Annotated in this window: 15 protein-coding genes and 1 pseudogene; 7 read left to right on the forward strand and 9 right to left on the reverse strand. The window is 71.8% G+C overall.

Annotated features, from left to right (window positions below; translation table 11 throughout):
- Window positions 1-148 precede the first annotated feature (148 nt).
- The 6 genes from AC1P0E_RS29010 to AC1P0E_RS29035 all read right to left on the reverse strand — a co-directional run bounded on the left by AC1P0E_RS29010 (window position 149) and on the right by AC1P0E_RS29035 (window position 7,180).
- Window positions 149-2,062: a M64 family metallopeptidase gene (locus tag AC1P0E_RS29010; RefSeq protein ID WP_482745062.1), complete on the reverse strand. Its 1,914-nt coding sequence runs from the start codon at window positions 2,060-2,062 to the stop codon at window positions 149-151.
- A gap of 67 nt (window positions 2,063-2,129) precedes the next feature.
- Window positions 2,130-3,365 (reverse strand): anhydro-N-acetylmuramic acid kinase, encoded by a 1,236-nt coding sequence (locus AC1P0E_RS29015; protein ID WP_482745063.1) that lies wholly within the window; start codon window positions 3,363-3,365, stop codon window positions 2,130-2,132.
- Window positions 3,362-4,678, reverse strand: coding sequence for an MFS transporter (locus tag AC1P0E_RS29020; protein WP_482745064.1), 1,317 nt, complete (start codon window positions 4,676-4,678; stop codon window positions 3,362-3,364). Before AC1P0E_RS29020 ends, AC1P0E_RS29015 begins: the two co-directional genes overlap by 4 nt.
- Window positions 4,679-4,814: 136 nt before the next feature.
- On the reverse strand, window positions 4,815-5,612 hold the full coding sequence (locus AC1P0E_RS29025; protein WP_482745941.1) for a hypothetical protein: 798 nt from the start codon (window positions 5,610-5,612) through the stop codon (window positions 4,815-4,817).
- A 5-nt stretch (window positions 5,613-5,617) separates the two neighbouring features.
- The gene (locus AC1P0E_RS29030; RefSeq protein WP_482745065.1) at window positions 5,618-6,910 is read right to left on the reverse strand and encodes a VWA domain-containing protein; all 1,293 of its coding nucleotides are present in this window, start codon (window positions 6,908-6,910) and stop codon (window positions 5,618-5,620) included.
- Between the two features lie 9 nt (window positions 6,911-6,919).
- Window positions 6,920-7,180, reverse strand: coding sequence for a transposase (locus tag AC1P0E_RS29035; protein ID WP_482745942.1), 261 nt, complete (start codon window positions 7,178-7,180; stop codon window positions 6,920-6,922).
- Between the two features lie 68 nt (window positions 7,181-7,248).
- Here AC1P0E_RS29035 and AC1P0E_RS29040 point away from each other — a divergent pair.
- Window positions 7,249-8,055: pseudogene (locus tag AC1P0E_RS29040) on the forward strand (MerR family transcriptional regulator); the annotation flags it as partial.
- Between the two features lie 178 nt (window positions 8,056-8,233).
- On the forward strand, window positions 8,234-11,572 hold the full coding sequence (locus AC1P0E_RS29045; protein WP_482745066.1) for an NACHT domain-containing protein: 3,339 nt from the start codon (window positions 8,234-8,236) through the stop codon (window positions 11,570-11,572).
- 3 nt (window positions 11,573-11,575) lie between these two features.
- Here the strand turns inward: AC1P0E_RS29045 and AC1P0E_RS29050 are convergent, their stop codons facing one another.
- Window positions 11,576-13,351 (reverse strand): hydroxysqualene dehydroxylase, encoded by a 1,776-nt coding sequence (locus AC1P0E_RS29050; protein WP_482745067.1) that lies wholly within the window; start codon window positions 13,349-13,351, stop codon window positions 11,576-11,578.
- A 195-nt stretch (window positions 13,352-13,546) separates the two neighbouring features.
- Between AC1P0E_RS29050 and AC1P0E_RS29055 the strand changes: the two genes are divergently transcribed.
- Complete coding sequence (locus AC1P0E_RS29055; protein ID WP_482745068.1) at window positions 13,547-13,999, forward strand: YchJ family protein; 453 nt, start codon at window positions 13,547-13,549, stop codon at window positions 13,997-13,999.
- Here AC1P0E_RS29055 and AC1P0E_RS29060 read toward each other — a convergent pair.
- Window positions 13,989-14,420 (reverse strand): NAD-dependent epimerase/dehydratase family protein, encoded by a 432-nt coding sequence (locus AC1P0E_RS29060; RefSeq protein ID WP_482745069.1) that lies wholly within the window; start codon window positions 14,418-14,420, stop codon window positions 13,989-13,991. The genes AC1P0E_RS29055 and AC1P0E_RS29060 overlap by 11 nt on opposite strands.
- A gap of 223 nt (window positions 14,421-14,643) precedes the next feature.
- On the opposite strand from AC1P0E_RS29060, the gene AC1P0E_RS29065 reads away from it, so the two are divergent.
- The 3 genes from AC1P0E_RS29065 (at window position 14,644) to AC1P0E_RS29075 (ending at window position 17,520) form a co-directional block, all read left to right on the forward strand.
- A complete protein-coding gene (locus AC1P0E_RS29065; RefSeq protein WP_482745070.1) occupies window positions 14,644-15,702 on the forward strand; it encodes a PucR family transcriptional regulator in 1,059 nt (352 codons plus the stop codon).
- A gap of 76 nt (window positions 15,703-15,778) precedes the next feature.
- Window positions 15,779-16,405: a DUF5819 family protein gene (locus AC1P0E_RS29070; RefSeq protein WP_482745071.1), complete on the forward strand. Its 627-nt coding sequence runs from the start codon at window positions 15,779-15,781 to the stop codon at window positions 16,403-16,405.
- The gene (locus AC1P0E_RS29075; RefSeq protein WP_482745072.1) at window positions 16,402-17,520 is read left to right on the forward strand and encodes an HTTM domain-containing protein; all 1,119 of its coding nucleotides are present in this window, start codon (window positions 16,402-16,404) and stop codon (window positions 17,518-17,520) included. The genes AC1P0E_RS29070 and AC1P0E_RS29075 overlap by 4 nt, the downstream gene beginning before the upstream one ends.
- A 17-nt stretch (window positions 17,521-17,537) precedes the next feature.
- On the opposite strand, the gene AC1P0E_RS29080 is transcribed toward AC1P0E_RS29075, so the two are convergent.
- Window positions 17,538-19,628: an MDR family MFS transporter gene (locus AC1P0E_RS29080; RefSeq protein WP_482745073.1), complete on the reverse strand. Its 2,091-nt coding sequence runs from the start codon at window positions 19,626-19,628 to the stop codon at window positions 17,538-17,540.
- 382 nt (window positions 19,629-20,010) lie between these two features.
- Between AC1P0E_RS29080 and AC1P0E_RS29085 the strand changes: the two genes are divergently transcribed.
- Window positions 20,011-21,453, forward strand: coding sequence for an FAD-dependent oxidoreductase (locus AC1P0E_RS29085; RefSeq protein WP_482745074.1), 1,443 nt, complete (start codon window positions 20,011-20,013; stop codon window positions 21,451-21,453).
- The last annotated feature ends 3 nt before the right edge of the window (window positions 21,454-21,456 follow it).

Here is a 21,456-nt window from a genome sequence, read left to right on the forward strand (position 1 = left end):
ACCCCGCTCCTCAAGCGCCGGAGGGGCTGGAGGGTGCGGGGGTATCCAGCCCGTCCGGGGCCTAAGGTTTGCCCCAGTTCGGGAAGGGGCGGGGTGGGGAAGGAGCCCGCCGCAGGCGCCCGCCCTACGGCCCGTCGCTCCCCACCCGCTACTGCCCCGGAGGAATCAGCGTCGCGCGGAACGCCTTCGCAGCACCGACGTTGCCCGCCGAATCGATCGTGCGGTACTCGACCGTGTGCGAGCCGTACTCCGGTGTCGCGTCGTCCCACGGCACGACCCGCGGCGTGCCGAGCTTGCCGTAGACCAGGTCGTCGACGACCGTGCCGCCCGGGGTGAACCGGAACGGCGCGTTCGCGTCCGTCGGCCAGCCGAAGTACGTGTACCAGCCGTCACCGTCGACCCGGAACTGCGTGACCACGTAGCCGTCCTGATCGTCGCGCGCGGTCAGTTGCATCGTGAACGGACCGTCGTAGACGTACTCCACCGGCTTCCCCGGCCGCCGCACCGTGCGCAGCGGGTCGGACAGTTCGTACGCCGCCTTCGCGGGCGTCGCGTCGACGGCCCACGTCAGCGTCCGGTCCGTACCGGCGATGCGGGCCTTCAGGGTGTGGCTGCCGCCGCGCAGCGGCAGCGCGCCCAGGTCGAGGTCGCGGTCGTTGCCGGGGTTGTGGACCGGCCGCCCGTCCAGCGTCCACCGCACCCGCGGGGCGGGGCCGTTGGTGGGATGAGTCGTGTCGGCGTACACCACCGATTCGGCGCCCACCGGGGCCTCCGTACCGGTGTGCCCGGTGAACTTGGGCGTGGCTGCGGGCGGTTCGGTCGCCGTCGCGAGAGACGGGTCCACCGTCCAGGTGACCGTGCGCGTCAGGGCCGCCGAAGCGCGGATCTTCGGGTCCCGTACGAACCGGGTCGGATCCAAGACGGTCGCCGAGACCTCGTGGCTGCGCCCCTCATCGAGACCCAGGCGCCGAAGGTCCAGGCTGCGCCCGCCCGCCGCGGCGTCGACCTCCCGGCCGTCCAGCCGCCATACGGTGTCGAGTTCCCCGCCCACCGGGTGCAGGGTGTCGACCCACACCGTCCGGTCGTCGCCGATCGCCGCGTCGTTCGGGGTGTGGCCCTGAACCAGGTTCACCTTGGCGGAGATCGCCTGCGTCATGATCTCCCGCTCCACCTGGTCGAAGGCGTAACCAAGGGTCTTCATCATCGAGTGCTTGCTCGGCCGCCAGACCCCCTTCGTCTGGTACATGCCGCCCTCGTGGCGCCCGATGACGCCACCGGAGTCGCTGCGCTCGCCCAGCCAGCGCCACCACTTCTGCTGCTTCGCGCGCATCTCCTCCTCGGTGAGGAGCGTGTGGTGCGCGGAGCCGGGCTCGCCGCCCTCGTACGTACCGCCGGGGACGCCGCGCGCGTAGTAGTCGTACTCGTCCTGGAGCTTGCCGAGCGAGTGGCCGATCTCGTGCGGGGTGATGAGCGAGGACAGCGCGTTGCCCCCGGACGCGGTCGCGAAGGCGCCGCCCGCACCGCCGTACGTCGCACTGTTGGCGAGGCCGACGATCTGCCGGTTGGAGCTCTTCGAACCGGGAACCAAGTCCGCCAGGGCCGTCGCCGCCGTCGAGTCGATCGACAGGAGCCGCTGCACACTGGCCGGATTGCAGCCGCCCCAGAAGCCCATGTTCAGCGGAGTGTCACGGCGCGGCGCGTCCAGGCCGGGATCGCAGTCGACGCCCGACTCGGCGGACGGCGCCTCCACCGCCCAGACGTTGATGTACGAACGGTAGGAGGCGAACGGCTCCATGCTCCACAGCACATTGATGTGCTTGTCGACATCGGCACGGAAGCCCGGCATGTCGCCCGCCGTGTAGCCGTCGCCGAGGAGGACGAGATTGAAGCGTTTGTCGGCCGGGCCGGTCTGCTGGACGGGCACCACCCTGGCGTTCTCGGTCACGGGGTGGGGCGACGCGGTGGGGGTGGTCGCCGAAGCCGTCGGTGTGGTCCCCACGGCGCAGGCGGTGACGAGCGCGGCCGCCACCGCCAGAAGCGCGGGTCTGTTCAGAAGCCTCATGGTGGTGCACCCTCCGTCTGCCGTACGGGACTGGTGATCACGCGGTGGCGGGAGCGTACGGGCGCGATCAACGTCCGGTAAAGGGCACGGAGTTGTCCGTGGCGCAAACAGCGAGCCGGGTGGGCACCGTCGCCACCGGCTCCGGCAGGCGCAGACCGGGCCCGCCGGGCGTGAGCGAGCCGAGGACGCTCGGGCGGCCGGCGCCGGTGCACGAAGGGACCGTGCCGGGCAGGCCGTGCGCGGTCAGCCACCCCAGCACGGCGAAGGCGTACGCCTCCTTCGCGGCCGACGGCAGCCCGAGCTCGTCCGACGTCCGCAGCGGTACGCCGCCTTCGCCGGTTCCCCCGCCCAGCTCCTCGCGCAGCCACTCCATCAGCACCGGGTTGCGCGTACCCCCGCCCGACGCGATCACCTCGGTCGCTCCGAAGGGCCGGACGGCGTCCGCGACCGTCCGCGCCGTGAGCCGCGTCAGCGTGGCGACGACGTCCTCGGCGGGCAGTGGCCCGAACCCTGCCAGCGCGGTGCGCAGATAGGGGAGATGGAACAGCTCCTTGCCCGTCGTTTTCGGCGCCGGCCTGGCGTAGTACGGCTCCTCCAGCAGCCGTCGCAGCAGCCGCGGACGGACAGTGCCGCGAGCGGCGAGCGCGCCCTCCGCGTCATAGGCGGCAGCGCCGCCCGCCAGCTCCCGCACCGCCGCGTCGATCAGCGCGTTGGCGGGCCCGGTGTCGAAGGCCAGCGGTTCACAGCCGCCACCGTCCCCGGCCACCGTGACGTTCCCGATCCCGCCGAGGTTCAGCGCGACGGGCACGCCCGGCCGCCCGCGCAGCCACATGACGTCGACGATGCTCACCAGCGGCGCGCCCTGGCCCCCGGCGGCCACATCGCGCGGACGGAAGCCCGAGACGACGGGTCGGCCCGTGGCCTCCGCGATCCAGGCGGGCTCGCCGATCTGGAGGGTGCCGTGCACCCGGCCGCCCTCGGCCCAGTGGTAGACCGTCTGCCCGTGCGAGGCGATCAAGTCGGTCCGCCCGCCGCACAGTTCGCGGTCGGCGCGGAGCGCGGCGGCGGCGAAGGCCTGCCCGATCCGCGTGTCGAGCCGGCACACGGCGGCGAGCGTCGTCCCGGCGGGTGGCAGGGCCTCGGCCAGCGCCGCCCGCAGCTCGTCGTCGTACACCTCGCTGATCATGCCGAGCGGCGTGAGCACCAACGTGTCCCCGTCGAGCGCGAGGTCGGCGGCCGCGGCGTCGATGGCGTCGTACGACGTGCCGGACATCAGCCCGACCACCCGCGTGCTGCCGCTCACCGCAGTGCCCGCTTGTGGTCGTCGCCGCGCAGCGTCAGCAGCGCCAGGACACTGACCGCGCAGGTCACCGCCGCGTAATAGGCGGGGATGTCCACGTCACCCGTGCGCTTGACGACCTCGGTGATGATGAGCCCCGCGCAGCCCGAGAACACAGCGTTGGAGAGGGAGTACGCCAGGCCCAGTCCGGTATAGCGCACCCTCGTCGGGAACATCTCGGCCAGCATCGCGGGCCCCGGCCCCGCCATCAGCCCGACGGCGGCCCCCGCGCCGAAGAGCGCGGCCCCCTTCGCGTACGTCGACACGTCCGGATCCTGCACGAGATTCAGCAGCGGCAGCGCGAGCACGGCGACCAGCAGCGCCCCGGTCAGCATCACCGTCCGCCGCCCGATCCGGTCGCTGGCCATGCCCGCCGGCAGGATCGACGCCGCGAACCCGAGGTTGGCCAGGACGGTGGCGACGAGCGCCTGCTGGAACGTCGCGTTCAGAGTGCTCTGAAGGTACGAGGGCAGTACGACGAGGAAGGTGTAGCCGGCGGCCGACCAGCCCATCAGCCGCCCGGCACCCAGCGCGATCGCCCGCACCGTCTCGCCGACGACGGGCGGCGGCCGCACAGGCTCAGTCTTGCCGCCGACGGCCGACGCGAAGGCAGGCGTCTCGTCCAGGCGCAGCCGCAGCCACAGCGCGACGAGCCCGAGCGGCAGCGTCAGCAGGAAGGGGACGCGCCAGCCCCACCCGTTCAGCTGCGACTCGGTCAGTACGGTCGCCAGCAGCGCCGCCATCCCGGCGCCCGCGAGCAGCCCCAGCGCCACCGTGAACGACTGCCACGCCCCGTACCGTCCCCGACGCCCCGGGGGCGCGAACTCCGTCATGATCGAGACCGCTCCGCCGAACTCTCCTCCCGCCGACAGCCCTTGCAGGATCCGCAGCAGCGTCAGCAGCCACGGCGCGGCCGCGCCGATGGAGGCGTACGTCGGCAGCACACCGATCAGCGTGGTGGCTCCGGTCATGAGACAGATCACCAGGATGAGCGTCGGCCGCCGGCCGATCCGGTCACCGAGGCGCCCGAACACCGCGGCCCCGACGGGCCGGAAGAAGAACGCGAGGGCGAAGGAGGCGTACGTCTTGATGAGTCCTTCTACGTCGCTGCCGCCCTCGGGGGTGAAGAAGTGCGCGGCGATGACGGTGGCGAAGTAGCCGTAGACGCCGAACTCGTACCACTCGATGAAGTTGCCGACGGACCCCGCCACGAGCGCCCGGCGCGAGCGGACCGGCCGGGCGGTCGTGGGGGCCGGACCATGGACGGGGGTGGTCATGACGCAAGCGTGCGGACCGCACAGCCGCACCACAAGTCCCATGCTCCACCTGCCGTACGTCACACCCTTGTGCGGCAGCCGGCCCCGCCCCGCGACGGCGGGACAGGGCCGGCTGTTCGACGCGACGCGCGAGTGCTCAGGCGCCCGGCGGGACCCGCGAGGGCCGCCCCGGCCCACGGGTCGTGTTGTACCCCGCGATGGCCGCGACCGCCGCCAGGACGCCTCCGCCCACGGTCCAGAGCCAGCGTGAGGACCACCAGCCCGACGAGAACGCCTCGTCGGCGGCCTCCGCCACGTCCGCGTCGGACGCGCCCGGCACCAGCGGCACCGACAGCGCACCGTCCACCGCCCGCGAACCGCCCGCGTCCTTCGCCGACGCCAGGACCTCCGCGCCCACCGGCAGGCCGAGGTCCTCCTGGGGCAGGCCGGCGACCGTCAGCCGTACGTAGTAACTCCCCGGCAGCGGGTCATCGGCCCACGGCTCCGCCCACGCCCTGACCGTACGCAGGGTGCAGGACACAGTGACCGAGGCGGCTTCCTTCGGCGCCGTCTTCGCCTGGCTGCCGTGGACGCAGGCCTGGCGCCGGCGCAGTCCGTCGTAGACGTCGAGCTGCCAGGTGGCCGCGCCGTGGCGGGCGGCGGCGTCCGGCAGCTTCACCGTGGCCTTCACGGTGGCCGTACTCCCCGCGTCGGCGTCGAAGAGCCAGTAGAGGTAGTCACCGGTGGACGCGTCGGCCGTGGCCCGCTGGTCCTGCCGGATCCTCGTCGCCGTACGGAAGGTGGTGCCCGCCTCGGTCGGCGCGGCCTCCTCGTCCCCGTCCTGGCTCGCACCAGGCGAGGGGGTCGAGTCCGCGAGGGCGGGAGCGGCGGCCGCACCGAAGAGCGCGGCACCCGCCAGCACGACGCCGCTCAGTACACGTGTCGTCGTACGCATACGCATCAGTTGGTCCTCCATACGGCGAAGCGCCAGCGCGAGATCCAGCCCCACAGGAGACCGGCGAGCAGGCCGGTCAGCGCGAGCGCGCCGAGCAGCCACCAGCCGTGCCCGAGACCGAAGGACGCGACGTCCGACGGCTCGTCGGGACCGTCCACCAGGTCGATGGCCAACTCGACGGGCAGGCCGGGCGTCGTCTTGACGGACGGAGGGGCGGAGAAGGAGTTGCCGACCTGGAGGCATACGGTCTCCGCGGCCGGCTTCACCTCGTCGGCCGTGTCGTCGTCCAACGGGGCCTTCGGATAGCGCAGCCCGGTCGAGATCACGTCCGTACGGCCGTCACCCGCCTCCGAGCCCCGCACGATCTCTCTGCCGCGCGTGGTCACCGCCCGCAGCAGTACGCCGTAGTCGCGGTCGACGGCGCGGTCGGCGCCGATGCTGACCGAGGCCCGCAGTTCCTGGCCGGGCAGTACGTCGACCCGGTACCAGCGGTGCTCGGAGAACTTCTCGCGGTCGGTGTAGAGACCGGCCTCCAACCGAGGCGCGTCCACGCACCGGTCCGCGCCCTCGGTCGCCACCGGATTGACGACGGGGTCGGCGGCGCGGTCCACCAACTGCTTGACGCGGCCGGAGAGTTCGTCCGTGCGCTGTACGGCGGTGTACGTGCCGCCGGTGGCCTCCGCGATGCACGTCAGCTGCTGGCGGATCTTCGCGTTCGGGACCAGGCCGAGCGTATCGACGACCAGATGGGTGCCCTTCGCGGCGATCTCACGTGCGACCTCGCACGGGTCGAGGGGACCGCAGGTGTCCTCGCCGTCGGTGATGAGCACGATCCTGCGGGTGCCGTCACCGCCTTCGAGGTCGTCGGCCGCGCCGAGGAGGGCGGGGCCGATCGGCGTCCAGCCGGTGGGGGCGAGCGTGGCGACGGCGGCCTTGGCCTCGGTCCGGTCCAGCGGGCCGACCGGGTACAGCTGCCGGGTGTCCTTGCAGCCGGTCTTGCGGTCGTCGCCGGGGTAGTCGGCGCCGAGGGTGCGTATGCCGAGCCGCACCTCGTCCGGTACCGCGTCCAGTACGTCGTTGAACGCCTGCTTGGCGGCGGCCATCCTGGACTGGCCGTCGATGTCCTTGGCCCGCATCGAACCGCTGACGTCGAGGACCAGTTCGACCTTGGGGGCCGGCCGCGAGTCCGGTTCGTCGGCGGCAGCGGCGGCTGCGGCGGGGCCGGCGGGGAGGAACCCGGTGGCCAGGGCGACAAGCAGGCCGAACGCCCCGGCCGCCAGCCGTTTTCTTGTGATCATCGCCGGATCCTATTGAAGATCGGCTCCGGCCCCCAACACGCGGGTCTTTTCCTTCCCCACCCCCTGGATCGTCCCAGCCGGTGTGCGGTAGGTCCGGACGGGGCCGAAGACCGGCGGCACCTGTCGCCACGCGCAACCCGTCGTGGCCACGAACGCGATCACCGCCGGCACCTGCCGGTCGCCATGCCGACGCCGGCCCACACCCTGCGGACGCACCGGCGCGGACGGCACCACCCGCTGGAACGGCTCCCCCAACCCGTCCGGGACCAGACGGCTCTACCATCGCCATCACGGTTCTTGACCCTCACACCGTGTCAGGCGGTCAACTCGGAGACATCATGTTCACCATCGGAGACTTCGCCCGGCACGGCCGCGTATCGGTCCGGATGCTGCGTCACTACGACGCTACCGGCCTGTTGCGCCCGGCCCACGTCGACCCGGCCACCGGCTACCGCTACTACACGGCCGCCCAGCTGGCCCGCCTCAACCGCGTCATCGCGCTCAAGGACCTTGGGTTCACCCTTCAGCAGGTCCAGGAGATCCTCGGCGAGAAGATCACCACCGAGGAACTCCGCGCCATGCTCCGGCTGCGGCGCGCGGAGCTGGAGGCCGCGATGACGGCCGCGGCGGCCCGGCTGGTTCAGGTCGAGGCGAGGCTCCGCTCGATCGAGAGTGAGGGGCGGATGCCCAGTAACGATGTCGTACTGAAGAGCCTGCCGAGCGTACGGGTGGCCGAACTGACCGGGGTGTCGAACGATTTCGGCACCATCGGGCCGGTCGTCCAGCCGCTGTACGAAGAGCTGTTCCGGCGTCTGGAGGCGGCGGGCATCGCCCCCTCCGGGCCCGGCATCGCGTACTACGAGGACGCTCCGGACGGCGGGGTCCTCATCCACGCGGGCGTCGAGGTCTCCGTGTCCCTCAGGGAGGATGACGGGCTGCGCATCGTGGACCTGCCACCCGTCGAGCAGGCGGCGACCGTCATGCACCGCGGCCCGATGGAGACCGTCCTGCCCGCCGTCCAGACCCTGGGCCGTTGGATCGACGCCAACGGCTACCGCTCGACCGGCTACCCACGGGAGATCAACCTGGAGTGCCCCGAGAACCATGACGAGTGGGTGACCGAGCTCCAGGAACCGGTGGCCAAGGCCTGGCGGGAGAGGGGCCAGCCAGTACCCTGGCTGACCCCGGCAGGATCACCAGAACGACGCCCGCCCGAGCAGCACGTACACCTGGCGCCGGGAGATTCCGGGCTCCCCAGCGCTTCCTGCGGCGGATTGTCGAAGCCGGACGCCTCTGGCCCGCTTGTGGTGATAGACCAGAACGGTGACGGTACGGGGGCGACGACTTCTCAGTTACGGCGACGCGGTAGCGATTCTCGGCGGCGACAGCGCGGCACTGGCGGCGGCCGACCAGGCGCTGGGCGGTGCGCTGTCGATGGCGACGGGCGGGGCGAGCGATGTGGTGCTCAACCTGTTCGAGGCGCGGGGAGGGGTGCTCCGGCTCGGGCGTGATCTGACGGCGGGGCTGAGAGAGCGGCTGGGGTCTTCGGAGCGGGCCGAGCGTACGGAACGGATCGCGGCGGCGCACGCGGTGCTGGTGGTCACGGCGTACTTCGAGGCCCTCGGCGAGCTGGAACTCCCCTTCGAGTTCCCAGAGCTGGGCCTGACGCGAAGCGAGCAGATCAGCCTCGCGGGCGGGGCGGACACCGGTGGCAGCTTCACGCGCGCCCTGGTCGCGACCGCCGTTCCGCAACCCGCCCCGCATCTGCCGTACGAGCGAGTCCTGGTCGAACTCCAATACTGGTACACAGGCCTGACCGATCGGCTGCACCGCTTCATCACCGGGCTCGCCGTATGGGACCGACTGAACGAGAGGCAACGGCGCGCGGCCATGGAGGCGCTGGCCGGCGAGCTGAGTCTGGCCGCGCTCGAGCGGTATCAGGACCTGTACGCCCAACTCGCGCTCGAAGTACCGGAGTTCGGCTTCTGGTCCGGCCAGGTCGAGCACCAGGCCACCCGCGCCGGCATCCGCCAGGCGCTCAGCGGCATCGAGACCGCCCTTGCGGGCCTGACTCCGGTACGCCCGTTCACCCACGCCGCCGCGGCCCTCGCCACCGGCTACCGGGCGGCCCTGCCCCGCCCGATCCTGGCCGAGGGCGACGCCCCGACGGGCGTGTGCCTGCCCACCCTCGGCGAGGGTTACGTCGACCCCGACTTCCGCGTCCGGGCCGTCACCGAAGGGCCCCACGGGCCCGCCGAAGAGGAGTGGTGGGAGACCGCGCCCGTACGGTCCGACCTCACGGAGTACCTCGCGGGCGCCCTCACCTCGGTCGCATCCACCACCGCACCCCTCGTCGTCCTCGGCCAGCCCGGCGCCGGGAAGTCCGTACTGACCAAGATCCTCGCGGCCCGGCTGCCCGAGGCGGGCTTCCTGCCCGTCCGGGTCGTCCTGCGCGAAGTGCCGGCCGACGCCGACGTACAGGACCAGGTCGAGCACGCCGTACGGGCCACGACCGGCGAGCGGGTGTCCTGGCCGGACCTGGTCCGGGCGGCGGAAGGGGCTGTACCCGTCCTCCTCTTCGACGGCTTCGACGAGCTGCTCCAGGCCACCGGTGTCAGCCAGTCCGACTACCTGGTACGGGTGGCCCGCTTCCAGCAGCGCGAGGCGGACCAGGGCAGGCCCGTCCTCGTGCTCGTCACCAGCCGCACCGCCGTCGCGGACCGTGCGACCTACCCGGAGGGCGCGGTGGCACTGCGTCTCGAACCCTTCAGGGAGCAGCAGGTCGAGCGCTGGCTGAGCCTGTGGAACCGCCTCAACGAGACGTACCTCACCGCGAAGGGGCTGCGCCCCCTGTCCGCTGCCGTCGCCGCACGGCACCAGGCTCTCGCCTCCCAGCCGCTGCTCCTGCTGATGCTCGCCCTGTACGACGCCACGGGGAACGCGCTGCAATGCGGAGCCGCGGACGACGAGCCCCTGGACGAGGCCGAACTGTACGAGGAGCTGCTGGCGTCCTTCGCCGTCCGGGAGGTGGGCAAGTCCGCCACCGCGCTGACGGAACAGCAACTGGCCGACCGCGTCGAGCAGGAGCTCCAGCGGCTCTCCCTGATCTCCTTCGGCATGCTGAACCGGCACCGCCAGTGGATCACCACGGCCGAGCTGGAGCAGGACCTGGCGGCGCTTCTCGGCCGCCCCCAGTCACGCCAGGCCGCTGGATTTCGCGCGCCACTCGATCAGGCGGAGATCGCACTCGGCCGGTTCTTCTTCGTCCAGCGGGCGCAGGCGCTCCGCGACGTCCAGCGTTTGGCGACGTACGAGTTCCTGCACGCCACCTTCGGCGAATACCTCGCCGCGCGTCTCGCAGTACAACTCCTCAGCGGGCTGCTCGACCAGCGCCCGGCGCTCTCCCTCGGCAGGGCGGGAGTGGACGACGATCTGCTGTACGTCCTGCTGTCCTACGGGCCGCTCTCCTCCCGCCAGATGCTCCGCTTCGTCGGTGCCCGAATCGGCCTCATCCCGCCGGAGGACCGGGAGCGGCTCGGTGAGCTCCTCGTCACCGTGATGGCCGATCACCGCAACCGCACCGAGCACCGGTTCGCCGAATACCGGCCGACCGTTCGCGCGACCTCATCGCGGCACGGTCTGTACGGCGCGAACCTGATGATGCTGACGGTGCTGGTCAGGGACGGCGTCAAGGCGAGCGAAGTGTTCCCCGGCGACGTCAATCCGGCCGGCACCTGGCACCGGTACGTACTGCTGTGGCGGTCGGCCTTCACCGAACCGGAGTGGACGGACTTCGCGATCGCCCTCGACCTCCGCCACATATGGAACGCCGACCGGCGGGACCTGGACATCCGGCCGGCGGAAGGCACCCTCGTCCCGGAACCGGTCGACGCCTACTGGCTCTACGGCCGTCCACCGGGGCACGGGGACCGCACCAGCCGGGTCTACTGGTCCCGCCCCTACCCGGACCAGATCCGGCACAAAATGGCGGTGTCCGGCGGGACCAACGACGCGGTCGTCCTGCACGCCGTCGACCCCCTCTTCCGGTGGCTTGGATCGGCCGTCACCACGTTCGTCGGTACGCCGGACGGAACCGGCGCTTCGGTCGCGCACAGCTTGACGGACTTGTGGCTGGCGAGCCGCCTCGACGCCTCGGACCGACACCTGGCTGTCCGGTACGAGCGCTTCGGCACGTTCCTCCAGCCCTACAGTGAGCTCGACTACCCCACCTGGAACCGCGCTACCCAGCTCGTCCTGGCACAACTGGTCGAAGACGCCGCACGGCTGCCCGCGTCGGTGGTGGCGAGTGTGCTGAGCACGGTGTCTCCGGCGGTTCGCGACTCTCAGGTATGGGAACTGCTGGCGCGAGCCGCGATGGCGGCACTGGAGTCGGGTGCCGCCGGGGAGCACCGCACCGAGCTCCGGAACTCCTGGGAGTCGGCCGTGGACTCCCTCCTGGGGGCGGACGCCTTCGGCCGCGTGCTGGCCCTTTGGGCCGGGACCGGGGAATCGGAGTGGGCGAGCGGCTGGTTCGGCGACGCCGCCCGTGACGTGCTGGCCCGGATGACCGATGACCGGCTGAGCGACGTCCCGCCGGAGACCCTGGCCCGGGTGCGCGGCCTGGTGGCCGCGCACGTCCCGGGCGGGACCGGTCAGCCCTGACGATCACCCCACATCGAGCGCGTTCCGCAGCCCCAGCCGGTACCGCGTACGGTCGTGCCGCTTCAGGAACTCGATCTCCGGCGGCCGGAACAACGGCGTCACCGTGCAGCGTGCCGCTGTCGAACCGGCCCGGTCGAGCAGCGCGTTGACCGCCGCCCGCGCCGACGCGTTCGCGCCCTCCATGGTCGCCAGGTCGATGTCGACGGACACGTAGTCGCCCGCCAGGAAGAAGTTGGGGATCTTCGTCGCCGCCGCCGGACGGTTGTGGAGCGTACCCACGGGATGGATCAGCAGCTCGTCCTCGTTCGTCGGGTTCGGCGTGCCGATGCCGTCCACGCCCGGGTCGAGGAACCAGGAGTGGAGCGCGCTGTCACGCAGTACGGTCTTGCCGGTGTCGTTGAGTGCGGCCTTGAGCTGCGCCCACACCTCGCGCGCGACCTCTTCGCGGGTGCACTGCTTGGCCGTCTTCCCGTACAGAACCCCGGGTTTGTCCCACTCGGAGATGTCGACCGACAGGCAGTCCGCCGCCGTGCCGTCGCCGTAATCGGCCGGGAAGTCGCGGTCCGGCCAGTGCTGGGCCTGGGCGATGGCGGTCAGGGACCAGGGCGAGTCGATGAGGTTCACGTGGCCGTGCAGGATCGGCGTACGCTCCGTCAGATAGAACTGGATACCCGTCATCCAGTCCGTCCTGAGCCGGTCGCACCGCGCCAGCTGCGGGTCGGCGGCGCGCATCGCGGCGTTCCAGGTGGGCCGCGCGTGCTCCACCGGGAGGGCGCAGACGTAGTACCCGGCGGTCACGGTCCGGCGTACGCCGTCCGGGTCCTCGACCATCGCGGCCGAGATCTTCCCGTCGGCGTACTTCATCTCCCGTACGGTCCAGCCGATCCGGAAGTCGACGCCCAGTCCCCGCAGATGGTCCACCCACGGGTCGATCCACGCCTCGTTGGTGGGGGCGTTGAGGATGCGGTCCGGCGGGCCGTCGGCGCCCCGGCCGAGCGCGTTGAGTACGAAGGCCTCACCGAGCGTGCCGACCGTACGGGTGCTGGCCTCCTCGGCCTTGGTCGCGACGATGTTGCGGGTGACGCCGATGGCGAGGATGCGCTGGTAGTCCTTGGACATGCGCTCGGCCCGTACGAAGTCCCACCAGGGCGTGCGCTCCCAGGTGTTGTCGCGCCGCTCGTCGCAGCTGGTCAGGAAGACGAGCGCGCGGTTCACGAAGTACGCGCTCTCGTGGGCCGGGAGGTTGGCGGCCGTTTCGAGGAGCCCGGTCAGTGCTCGGCGCAGGTCGTCGAGGGTGAGCTCGGCGGGCTGGTGGCCGGGCCAGGGAATCGGCATCCGGAGGTCCTCGCGGCCCGTGCGCGCGAACATCATCTCGCGCGGTGCGACGAGGTTGTCGTGGACGCCGTTGGCGTTGCCGGGGAACGGGATGCGGCGCATCGTGTCCGGCAGGTTGTGGTAGATGCCGGGGATGAAGCGGAAGCCGTGCTCGGCGGGCAGCGGCCTGCGGCCGCCCTTCGCGCTCTTCGGTACGTCCATGCTGCGGGCCTTGCCGCCGAGCGCCCTCCTCTCGTACACCGTGACGGCGAAACCGCGCTCGGCGAGCTCGTGCGCGGCCGTGAGGCCCGCGACTCCGCCGCCCAGTACGGCGACGGACTCCTGAGCGGTGAGCCGGCCGCCGGCCGCCGCGGCGGGCGCCGCTCCGAGCGCCATCGGCCCGCCCGCCGCCGCGGCTGCCGCAGCCGCGGCCCCTGCCACGAAGGTGCGTCTGGAACTGGTCATGCCCCATCCCCCTGTTGTCCTTACCGGCGGTAACTGCCGCGTCAGGCACAGGAGAATACGGGCGGCTCCCGGGACCCGGAAGGCACGTGCGGGCCCAGCCGCACATTGGCGCGAAAGGGCCCCACCGGTCGCAGGCGCGGGCGAAGGCACAGTCGCAGGCGCGGGCGAAGGCACAGTCGCAGGCACAATGGGGACATGTCCCGACGCAGTTCACGCGGTACGAGCCGCCGCCCCCAGAGCCGGTCCGTTCCCGCGCCTCTCCCCGCCGCATCGCCCTGCCCCTGCGGCCTCCCCGCCGCCTATGGCGACTGCTGCGGCCGCTACCACTCCGGGGCGGCCGCCGCTCCCACCGCCGAACTGCTCATGCGCTCCCGCTACAGCGCGTTCGCCGTCCAGGACACGGCATACCTGCTGCGCTCCTGGCACCCCGACACCAGGCCGCAGACCCTCGACCTCGACACGGACATGCGCTGGCAGGGCCTGGAAATCCTCGCGGCCACCGACGGAAGTGCCTTCCACACCACGGGAACGGTCACCTTCCGCGCCCACTACACGCACCGGGGCGAGCCCGGCGAACTCCACGAGCAGAGCCGCTTCGCGCGCCACGACGGCGCCTGGGTCTATCTGGACGCGGTCTTTACGCGCTAGGTGTGCGGCTGACGGAGACCGGCGCTCTCCCCTCGGCGTCCACGAGCGGCAGCAGCCGGCGTACCGCCCACCCGACGAGAACGGCTGCCACGGCGACCGTGTACGCCGTCGTACCCACCACATCCGGTCCGCCGAACGCGCGTGAGGTGACGTACGCCGCCACGCCCGCCACCGCGCGCCGAGCCACTCCCAGCGGCCGTCCAGGGCGATCAGGAGCACCCACCATCGCGGCCTGGTGACAGACCGCGTCGACGCCGCGCAGCGCCCGCTCCACGACGGCCGCGTCCCGTACGTCGCCGGGTGCTCCTTCCGCGTCAGGTCTCCGCACATCCAGTACGACCGGTTCATGGCCGCCCGAAGCGAGAGCGGTGACGATGTGCGAGCCGATGAAGCCCGCGCCTCCTGTGACAAGTAGGCGCATGCCGACGACGCTACGGGCCGCCGCGCCTCTCGCAGGCTCCGCGCGGCACGACGTCACAGGCCCGTGAGAGTCCGACCCGCCCGGAGCCGGCGACCCCTGTACGCAGCTCCGGCGCCCCATCGATTCGGAGAGGCAACTCCCGGTGTATTTCCGGTTTCCGGCAATCTTTATGCTCTCCTCATACCGAAGGGCTTCAGGAAGCATCAGGGATCCGGGGAAGCGCATGGCAGAGGCCGAAATATCCGAGGAGTATCTGGCCGACTACGGCCGGATCCTGGCGGACGTCTCCGCCACCGGCCGTCGTCTCACCAGGGACGAGCTGGAATCACGCCGCGCCCTGGGCGAACAGGCCGCCGAAGCGGGCCACGGCCTGCGCGCTCTCGTCGGCCGGCACCTGGCCGCCACCCGCGCCGCCTGGCCCGGCGCGTCCGCGGCGCCGGACCGGGTGCTGGCAGCGGTGGAGCAGGTCGTCGACGCCTTCGCCGAGGGATACGAACGGGCCCAGCGACTGGCCGTACGCCAGGAAGAGGCGGCCCGCCGCGAGTTCATCGACGACCTCCTGCACGGGCGCAGCGACCTCGGCCGGCTCGCCGCCCGCGCCGAACGCTTCGGCCTGCGCCTCTCCCAGGCCCACGCCGTCGCCGTCGCCGAAGGCGCCGAGGCGTACGAGGACACCGACCACGTCACCCGCCGGGTCGACCACGAACTCATCGGCCGCTTCGGCGACCGCCGGATCCTGCTCGCCACCAAGGACGGCAGGCTCATCTGCATCGTGCCCGGCGACGAGGCCGAGGTGCTCACCCACTTCGCCAAACAGGCCCACGCCGCCACAGACGGCGGCCGCGTGGCGATCGGCCGCGCGCACCCCGGCGCGGGCGGCGTGGTCCAGTCGTACGAAGAGGCCCTGAGCGCCCTCGAACTGGCCGACCGCATGGGACTGAGCAGTCCCGTCCTGCGCGCCGCCGACCTGCTGGTCTTCCCGGTCCTCACCCGAGACCGGCAGGCGATGGCGGACCTCGTGCTCAGCGCGCTGGGCCCGCTGCGGCAGGCCCGCGGCGGCGCCGAGCCGCTGCTGGAGACGCTGAGCGTGTACTTCGACGCCGGCTGCGTGTCGGCCGAGGCGGCGCGGCGGCTCAGCCTGAGCGTACGGGCGCTGACCTACCGGCTGGAGCGCATCCACCAGCTCACGGGGTCCGACCCGGCCGACCCGATGCACCGCTACACCCTCCAGACGGCGGTGATCGGCGCACGGCTGCTGGAATGGCCCGCCAAGGAGATCTGACGCCGTGGGCGGATGCGGGGATGGATACCCTGGGCGCCGTTGTGATTCGTGGGCACCCATGAGGAGAAGAACCAGCGTGGCCGAGTCCGTCATACCGCCGCCCGACCCACTCGCTCCCACAGGCGCGCCGCTCGGGGCGTCGGGGCGCGGGATCGTCCGGTGGTTCGCGGCCTTTGTCGCGTTCGTCGCCCTGGTTCACTCCAGCATGCTGCTGCTGTACGTCGCTACGGACTTCCCGCTCTCCAAGACCTACACGAAGCAGGTCAACGGGTGGATGCGGCCGCTGTTCCCGCAGGACTGGAGCATCTTCGCCCCGGAACCCTCCAAGTTCAATCAGCACCTCGAAGTGCGCGCCAACGTGGACGGGAAGTTCGGCCCGTGGACCGACCTCACCGCGCACGACAACGCGGCGTACCGAGGTGAGCTGCTCCCCAGCATCGAGGACCAGCTCGTACTGCGCCGGGCCATGTCCCAGTACCGGACCAACGCGGCGCGCCCCAACGCCACCAAGGCCACCGGCCGTTCGGCGCGCTATCTGCTCAACGTGGTCCTGGTGCGGCTCGAGGACATGGGCATGAAGCCGGGGCAGGCCGTACAGCTGCGCCTGAAGAGCACCCGCATACCGCCACCCGGCACCGAGCCGGGCGCCCCCGTCGCGCGTCCGCAGTATCAGACCCTCGGATACTGGAAGGTCCGCTCATGACCGTACGCGCAGCACTCGCCCTGGGGGCGGACTCGGCCGCAGGTCTCGGCCGCCAAGTCAGGGCGACGGCCCGGAAGCTGACCCTCCAGCCGCTCGCGCCCTACAGTGCGGCCGCGATACGCATCGGCCTGGGCGGCCTGTACCTGATCCACCTGCTCCGCGAATCGGTACGCGCCGACCGCCTGTGGGGGCCGGGCTCCCCGTTCACGGCCGACCTCTTCGACCAGACCCTGAAGGCCCGCGGCTGGGACGGCGTCTTCTCCTGGTGGTACTCGCTCCTCGTCACCGACAGCGCGCTCGTCTTCTGGGCCTGGTACGGGCTGGCCGTCGTGCTCAGCGCGCTGCTGATGCTCGGCTGGCGCACCCGCGCCGTGACCGTGCTCTTCTGGTTCCTGGTGGTGGCCTTCTACATCCGCGGGTCCATGGCCAACAGCGGGTGGGCGCTGCTGAGCCTGCTGTTCGCCAACTACCTGCTCTTCGTCGCGTCCGGCCGCCACTGGTCGCTGGACGCCCGCCGCCGCGCCCGCAGGGCGAAGGCTGGGAACACCGCTGTGTCGAAGTTCGTCTTCTGGGGCGCCGAGACGGAGGAACTGCGCCGGCGCCTGGTCACGGTCCTGCACAACGGCGGCATGGCGATGATCGCGCTCCAGGTCATGGTGATCTACGGCTCCGCGGCCATGTACAAGATCCAGGGCGAGTCGTGGCGCAACGGCACGGCTCTCTACTACTCGATGATGTACGACGACTTCTCGACCTTCCCCGAACTCTCGGCCTGGGTCGCGAGCCACGGCACGTTCGCGGCCCTCATGGCGTACGTCACCGTCTTCTCGCAGATGCTGTTCCCGGCGCTGGTGTTCAACCGGCGCCTCAAGTACTGCATCCTCGTCATCATGCTCACCACGCACATCGGCATCGGCCTGCTGATGGCGCTGCCGATGTTCTCCGCCATCACGATCGTCGGCGACCTGGTGTTCCTGCCGACCACCTTCTGGCTCGCCGCGTCGCGGCTGGTGCGGACGGCGCGGGCGGCTCCAAAGGCTCCGCAGGAGAAACCGGAGGCATCTGTCGCGCCACCCCGGAAGGCGGCGGACGCCGAGGTCGGTTCATCGGCGTAACCCCGGAGCGAGCCGGCTCAGCGCCGGCCGGCCGCCGGCAGGAGCTCGCCCTGTGCAAGGTCCTCGGCGAGCAGCCGCTTGGCGATGGCGTCGACGGCGACCAGCAGCTCCTCGCTGCCCGGCCGCCCCCCGTCGTCCATCTCCAACTGGTCGCCGATCCACCGTGACCAGGCCGCGCCGATCACCTCGGCCTCCCGCTCGCCCGCCGGGGTGTGCGAGAGCAGGTTGCCGTCGCGGGTGAGGTAGCCCTCGTCGACCATCCGGTCGAAGACCGGCAGCAACACCTCCGGCGGGACGTTGCGGCGGGTGGCGATCAGGCCGAGGCTGGCATGTCCGACGATGCGGGTCATCAGTGCGACCTGCATGACCGCCCAGGCGCCCGCGATGTCGAGCCGGGTGTCGGAGCCGCTGACGATCCACCGCGCCGTGTCGGGCCCCTTGGTGTGCAGGATCTGCGCGACGGACAACTCCAGCAGCTTGGCGGAATCGCCCGAACTGGGGGACGCGAACCCCTCGCCCATGTCGGTCGAGCCGGCGCGGGCGGTGTCGCGCAGTTTGACCTGCTTGAGGAACAGCGACACGACGAAGCCGAAGACCGCGACGGGGACGGTCCACAGGAACACCGTGTGCAGCGAGTCGGCGTACGCCTGGATGATCGGCTCCGCCTGCGCGGGCGGCAGCGCGTGCAGGCCGTCGGGGCTCTGCGCCGCCTGGGCGAGGGCCGCGGGATCCGCCCCGCTGGTGAGGGCCGCCTCGCGGACTCCCTCCGTGAGGTTGGGCCGCAGGGAGTTGGCGTAGATGGTGCCGAAGACGGCGGTGCCGAACGACATGCCGAGCGTACGGAAGAAGGTGACGCCGGAGGTGGCCGTGCCGAGGTCCGTGTACGCCACGGTGTTCTGCACGACGATCGTCAGGACCTGCATGGACAGGCCGATGCCGAAGCCGAGCACGAACATGTAGAGCGACTCCAGCCAGGTGCCGGAGCCCGTGCCCATCAGGGACAGCAGGAACAGGCCGATGCCCATCACCAGTGAGCCGACGATCGGGAAGATCCGGTACGTGCCCGTCTTGCTGACGACGTTGCCGCTGAAGACGGACGCGATGAGGAGGCCGACGATCATGGGAAGGGTACGGACGCCGGAGACCGTCGCGGAGTCCCCGTCGACGTACTGGAGATACGTCGGCAGGAAGATCATCGCGCCGAGCATCGCGAAGCCGACGACGAAGCTGAGGATCGAGCAGACGGTGAAGACGGCATTCGAGAACAGCCGCATGGGCAGCATGGGCTCGGCGGCACGCGTCTCGGCGTAACAGAACAGCGCGAGCGCGATCAGGCCGCCCGCGAAGAGGCCGATGATGACGCTCGACCCCCAGGCGTACTCGTTGCCGCCCCAACTGGTCGCCAGAATCAGCGCGCTCGCGCCGATCGCGACGAGCGCGATGCCGAGGTAGTCGATGACGGGGCGGGTCGCCGAGCGTACGGACGGGATGTTGCGGGCGGCGGCGATGACCACGAGGATCGCGAGCGGTACGTTGACGTAGAAGGCCCAGCGCCAGGTGAGGTGATCGGTGAAGAGCCCGCCCAGGAGCGGGCCGATGACGGTGGCGACGCCGAAGACCGCGCCGATGGCGCCCTGGTACTTGCCGCGCTCGCGCAGCGGGATGACATCGGCGATCAGCGCCATCGAGGTGACCATCAGGCCGCCCGCGCCGATGCCCTGGAGGGCGCGCCAGGCGATCAGCAGGGTCATGTTGCCCGAGAGGCCGCACAGGAACGAGCCGGTGATGAAGACGACCGCCGAGACCTGGAAGATGAGCTTGCGGCCGAAGAGGTCACCGAACTTGCCGACGAGGACGGTGGCGACGGTCTCGGCCAGCAGGTAGGCGGTGACCACCCACGACATGTGCTCGGCGCCGCCGAGTTCGGCGACGATGGTCGGCAGGGCGGTGCCGACGATCGTCTGGTCGAGGGCCGCCAGCAGCATGCCGAGCATGATCGTCCCGAAGACGATGTTGCGCTGCCGCCGGTCGAGCACGGGCGGCGCGGAGGCAGCCGCCGGCGGCGGTACCGGGGCCTTGGCCGGGCTGGTCTCGCGGGTGGTGGTCACCCTTGCACCCTCACACCGGGGCGGGCGGGGCGCATGCGGTGACGGCCGTACGCCGTAGGGGTGCGGGGCCGTGGGGTGCGGGGCCCTGCGGTGCGGTGCCGTGGGGTGCGGAGCCCTGCGGGGCTGTGTTCCCCTACCCGCCCCTTCCCGGCTGTGACATTTTGCGGCTCCGCCGCGTGGGGGCGCTGCCCCAGACCCCGCTCCTCAAACGCCGGAAGGGCTGGGTGGTGCGGCCGAATCCAGCCCGTCCGGGGGTCTGGGGGCTTTGCCCCCAGTTCGGGAAGGGGCGGGCAGGGGAAAGGCCCCGCCAGGGCTTCCCCCGGGTCGGGCCGTCCCGTACTGGGCAGGCTTCAGCGAGGGTAATCCGGGCGAGGGGGACGGCATGGCGGACTTCGCGGTGATCGGCGGCGGCATCGGCGGACTGGCAACCGCGCTCTTCGCCACCAGACGCGGCCACCGCGTGACGGTCTTCGAACGCGACGCCCGCGCCCCCGGCGGCAGCGGGTCCACCCTGGACGAGGACTTTTTCGGCTGGCGGCGCCCCGGCGTACCGCAGGCCGCCCAGCCCCACCTCATGCTCGGCGCCGCCCGCGCCGTGCTCCGCGCCGAAGCACCCGACGTCTACGACACGATCATGCGGCTCGGCGCCCGCGAACGGCACGAGCTGGACTGGTTCGACGAACGCCCGCCCGCCCGGCCCGGCGACGAGAACCTGGTGACGGTCCAGGCACGGCGCATCGTCGTCGAGACGGCGCTCACCGCCGCGCTGCGCGCCGAGCCGCGAGCCGCCCTGCGCTACGGCGAGCCCGCCACCGGCCTGCTCGTCGACCCGTCGTCCGCCCCGCCGCGCGTCCGCGGCGTACGGACGGAACTCGGGGCGTACGAAGCCGAGCTCGTGATCGACGCCGGCGGCCGCCGGTGCGCCGCGGGGGAGTGGCTGACCGGGGCCGGCTGCCGCCCCCCGGTGGTGGAGCGCCACCGTACCGGCATCGCGTACTTCTGCCGCTGGTACCGACTGCCGGACGGGCGCGCCCAGGGCCCCACCCGGCCCTGGGCCGTGGCCGGCGGAACCTTCGCCGGGTGCGCGGTCTCCCCCGCCGACAACGGGCTGTTCGCCGTAACCCTCTTCGTCCACACCGAGGACCCGACGCGTGGAGCGCTCCGCGACCCCGCCGTCTTCGAGGCGGCGGCCCGCACCTTCCCGCCGGGGGAGGCGTGGCTGGAGCTGGGGGCGCGGCCGCTGTCACCGGTGCTGGCGACCGCCGGACTCGACAACCGCTGGAGTGCCCTCGTCGACGAACAGGGGCCCGTCGCCACAGGCATGGTCGGCGTCGGCGACTCCCTCACCCACACCAACCCGACCATCGGACAGGGAATGTCGCTCGCGCTGTGGGCAGCCCGCCGGGTCGCCCGGGAGACGGACCCGCGCGCGGGGCGCGACCGGAGCCAGGGCCAGGACCCGCGCCACGCCCCCGGCTCTCCGGACTTCGTCGCGGAGCACTACGCCTGGGCGGCCCGCACCCTCAAGCCCTGGTTCGACTTCCAGGTCATGACCGACCGCGCGATCGGCGAGCGCTTCGCCGAGAGGGAGTTCGGGGCCGGACCGGCCCGGCAGATGGCGGTGCTCTTCGCGTGCGCCCTGGAGGACCCGGAAGTGATGCGGGCACGCGCCGGAGTGCGGCACCTTTTCGTGCCGCCCGCCGAGGCGTACGGAGCCCCGGAGGTCAGGGCGCGGGTCGCGGCCTGGCTCGAGGCCCACCCCGACTACGTACGGAACACGGTCGGTCCCGACCGCCGGGAGTGGGACAAGATCACGGCGCCGTGAGAC

The sequence above is a fragment of the Streptomyces sp. TRD_SC_5 genome, assembly GCF_056836825.1.